Raw genomic sequence first — 4,222 nt, 5'->3', positions numbered from 1 at the left:
ATTCCCGTAGTAATAAACTGAATTCCTCCTAGAACCAATATAAAGCCTAAAATCATGATTGGCCTTCCCCAAATATCTTCCCCCATAATTTTTAGAATCAGCAAATAGAAGTTTATCAGAAATCCAATCAAAAAAGCCACTATTCCAATTCCGCCAAACAAGTGAATCGGTCTTTGAAAATACTTCTGAAAAAAGAGCATGAGTATCAAGTCTGCCATAACTTTAAAAGTCCGACTCAATCCATATTTGGATTCTCCATGAATTCGAGGATGGTGTTTCACATCCATTTCTGTCATCCGCGCTCCCTCTTGTTTTGCCAATACTGGGATAAATCGATGAAGTTCTCCATATAACCCCATTCCCTGAGCAATTTCAGCCTTATACACCCGAAGCGTACATCCGTAATCTTTTAAATAAACTTTAGTCGTATTTCTGATTACCCAATTGGCAATTTTGCTTGGAATCTTACGGAGAACAAAACCATCTTTTCTATTTGCCCTTCGGCCGGCTACTACATCCCAATCATCATCTATAGCCATATTAAGCATAATTGGTATGTCTGTTGGATCATTTTGCAAATCTCCGTCCATAGTCGCAATATATTCTCCTTTGGCCATATCAATTCCCGCTGCCAAAGCAGTGGTCTGCCCATAATTCCTGTTGAAAATGATCAGTTTGGTTCGATCATTCGCATATTTTTTCACCTCTGCAACAGTCTTATCAGTAGACCCATCTTCGATCAAAATTACTTCATAATCGATTTCTTTCAGGGCTGAGTAGGTAGCCTCCAACAAAGGTTTAATATTTTCCTCTTCGTTGTAAACTGTAATTACTACTGACAATTGGGGCTTGCTCATGGTTTTAAATTTGGGCAAAAATACGGGAAAATACTTCCGATGACAATAAACCAACAAATGGCTACCGCATGCCAATGAAAATTTGGTGTGACATCGTTCAATCGTCTTATCTTTGCAAGATGTCTTTGAGAGAGTACCAGATCAATCCGTGGGTAGTTATGGCAGCATTCGCCATTTTGGTGGGACCATTTGCCTTGAGCTTTCATATGCATTTTCCAGATGAAATGTATTATACAGATGCTGCAGTAAAAATGCTTCAAAATGGAGACTACTTGACTACCTATCTTGGAAATGGAGAATTGAGATTCAGAAAACCTATAGGAACCTATTGGGTGGTTCTGGCAGGATTTAAACTTTTTGGAGTGAGTGCATTTTCTTCCAGAATATTTTTCCTGATTGCCGGGGCTTTGACAGTTGGATTAACCTATTGGTTGGCTAAAATCCTTTTTCAGGATAAAAAAATTGCTGGGATATCTTCCCTGATCATCGCTGCCAACCCTGTTCTGATTTTTGCGGCGACACGATCCATTCCTGATGTTTTATTAGGACTTACTATGACTTCCAGTGCCATTGGGTTTGCTGCCCTTATTCAATTTGGAGATCAAACTCCAAAAAAATACCTCTGGCTTCTATATCTAAGTTTGGCATTTGCATTTGAAATCAAAGGGCTTCCAGCAGTAGGAATGGGTGGAATAGCATTTATTTATCTATTAGTTAATCCCTGGAAGAAAATTTCTTTTAAGACAATCCTTCACATTCCATCCATTGTGGTAGCTGTGATTATCGGACTTTTTTGGTTTATAGCAATGTGGATAATCCACGGCCCAACTTATTTAAATAGCTTTTTTGATGATCAGTTGGGTAGTAGAATGACCTCAAGACATCTATTGATCCTAAAAAATGGATTACTGGCTATTTCATTCCTAATAGCTATTTATATCCCCTGGAATTTCTTAGCTGCTGCAAAACTCAAAAAAGACATCAAAACCACTTGGAATGAAAACAAAGTTTTTTTTGGTTTTGCACTATTATGGATCATTGCAGTTTTAGGAATGGGAGCTTTTACTGCCAAATTTTACGAACGCTACCTTTTACCAGTAGCTCCAGTATTGGCTGTATTATTAGGCTGGATTTTAGTGCGAGGTGGTTTTGAAGCGAGACGACTTGGTCTAAAAATTAGCACCTGGGTCTTTCTTGCCTTAAATACGATTATTTTAATTTTTTCACTTTGGATAAATCTTCAATTAGGAAGTTCCCTTTGGATTTACCTTCAAATTGCTTGCGGAATAATAATTCTAGCATTTTTAGTCCGCCTTAATCTAAAAGGTGATAAACTCCCGAAAGCATTATCATATTCTATCCTCCTTTTGTTTTTCATTCTTTCTACTGCCACTGCTAAAATCTCACTCCCTGAACAAGGATCACAAATATCTGATTTCGTCAAAACCAATTCGATTGATCCAAAAGAGGAAATAGGATTTATTGGAAATATACATGTGAGTAGCAAAATCAGAGTCTATTTGGGTCCATCATTTTACATGACAGATCTTACCGGAGAAAAAAGTAAGACAGATGAAGAACTCATCATGGAATCCAAGAATTACCCAAATCTAATTGTTGAGGATAAACTTCTGGAAAAATTACCTATCCAGAATTACGAGGTCCAATTAGCTTCTGTAAATTGGGATTCCAAAAAAATCCCATTCCTACTACAAAATATTAGCAGTCCGAACTTTAGTGAATTGATAAAAGAAAACGGGAAAATCTATTATTGGTTAAAGAAGAAGTAAAATCAATATGTCTCTGGAATGTATGGATCAAATCCCTGTAGATTTTTCCAAATCTGGATTTTTGCCTTCCTAAGTGAATCACCTCTAAAATAAACCTGAAAATCTTCTTCATATTCTAAAGTTTCAAATCGGGCAAATTTACCAGGAGAATCATAATTCCAACTTACGAAAATCCCTGTTTTTTCGTTTCCAACAAATTGCTCCAACCCTGGCCAAAGGTCAAATTGATTCTTTCTAGCTCCCATGTTTAACATATACGTTTGAGGATTATCTTCTAAATAGAAGGAAAGTTCCGACGCCATGTGGTAAGTTTCAGAAAACACAAAAACTTCTTCCAATCCTAAACTGTCCTCCAGAAAATCAATTCTGGATGCCAAGGGGTCATAACCTGACATTCTTCTATATAAAAGCTTTTCTCCATTTTTTATGACAGGAATTGATTTGAAAAAAGTAAAATCCGGTAACATCAAAAGTAATGGGAGGCCAACACTGATTGCAACAGCCCAATTTCTGAATTTGAGCCATTTTTCAGATTGATCCACGACCCAAGCACTAAGTATAATTGGCAAACCCATGTATGAAAAAATAGTCCAATTCACTAATATTTCGGTGAAAAAACTGAGAAATCCGAAGCCTACAAAAGTCAATAATGCAGGCAACACCAAGTAAAATTTCTCCTGACTTCTATATTTAATCACATTCTTGACCGAACCATAGACTAACGGTAAAAGAAAAATGGAAATCATCGCCAACTGTCCACCTATAAATTCGAAAAAACGTCCTAGTGATTTACCGATTTCAAATGAAGATTCTTCTCCACCTGCCCCTCCACCGGCCCCTGCCAAATTGGCTACGTGTTTGAAAGTCATAAAGTCATTTTGGAAATTCCAGACTAGAACTGGAATGAAGCCAAGAGCCATTACCAAGAAAAAAAGTATCATTTTTTTCCATTTTCGGCCGATACTCCCTTCCTGCCAAAAAAATAAAATCAAATATGGAATTACTAATAGCATGACAACTTTAGCCATCAATCCCAGTGCCGCAGCCAAGCCTGCAAAAACCCACCATTTAATTTCTTGCTCTTTATTTGCTCTATAAAGCCAATAAATCATTAGTGACCAAAAGAATGTGAGCGAAGTATCGGTGGTGTGAAAAGAAGAAATCAACCACCAGAAAGGCATAGCCTGTAAAATAAAAGCGGCCCAAAACCCTACTTTTTCTCCATAAAGGTAGGAGCCAAATCGATATGTAACCCAAGAAGTACCCAACCCAAAAATGATTGGATTGAAACGAACCCCAAATTCATTGTTTCCAAAAATTGAGGTGCTTATATAGTTTAGGAATGAAACTAATGGTGGTTTGGAATAATAATGCCACGCTAGGTTCCTTGACCAAAGCCAATACTGAGCCTCTTCGGTAAAAAGATCCAACTCCGGACGGAGTAAAAACAAGATTTTGGCGATTATGATAGCCAAACTGACTAACCAGAATGCCGATTTGTATGATAGATTCGACCTCATTGTAAAAGTTCGCAAGAAAAAGAAAAACCCTCGGAGTTCCGAGGGTTTGAATAAT

General features: G+C 37.4%; 3 protein-coding genes. 1 reads left to right on the top strand and 2 read right to left on the bottom strand.

The window, feature by feature from the left end; all coding sequences use genetic code 11:
- A partial coding sequence (locus Q0L68_RS17170; protein WP_296705485.1) for a glycosyltransferase family 2 protein occupies positions 1-857 on the bottom strand: 857 nt, incomplete at its 3' end.
- 68 nt (positions 858-925) lie between these two features.
- Here Q0L68_RS17170 and Q0L68_RS17165 point away from each other — a divergent pair.
- A complete protein-coding gene (locus tag Q0L68_RS17165) occupies positions 926-2,647 on the top strand; it encodes a glycosyltransferase family 39 protein (RefSeq protein ID WP_296705483.1) in 1,722 nt (573 codons plus the stop codon).
- Between the two features lie 2 nt (positions 2,648-2,649).
- Here the strand turns inward: Q0L68_RS17165 and Q0L68_RS17160 are convergent.
- Positions 2,650-4,222 (bottom strand): glycosyltransferase family 39 protein (locus Q0L68_RS17160; RefSeq protein WP_296705482.1); only part of this gene is annotated, 1,573 nt, incomplete at its 5' end.

It is taken from the genome of Algoriphagus sp., assembly GCF_024642405.1.
Taxonomy (GTDB): domain Bacteria; phylum Bacteroidota; class Bacteroidia; order Cytophagales; family Cyclobacteriaceae; genus Algoriphagus.
This window is presented reverse-complemented; position numbering and strand designations above follow the sequence as displayed.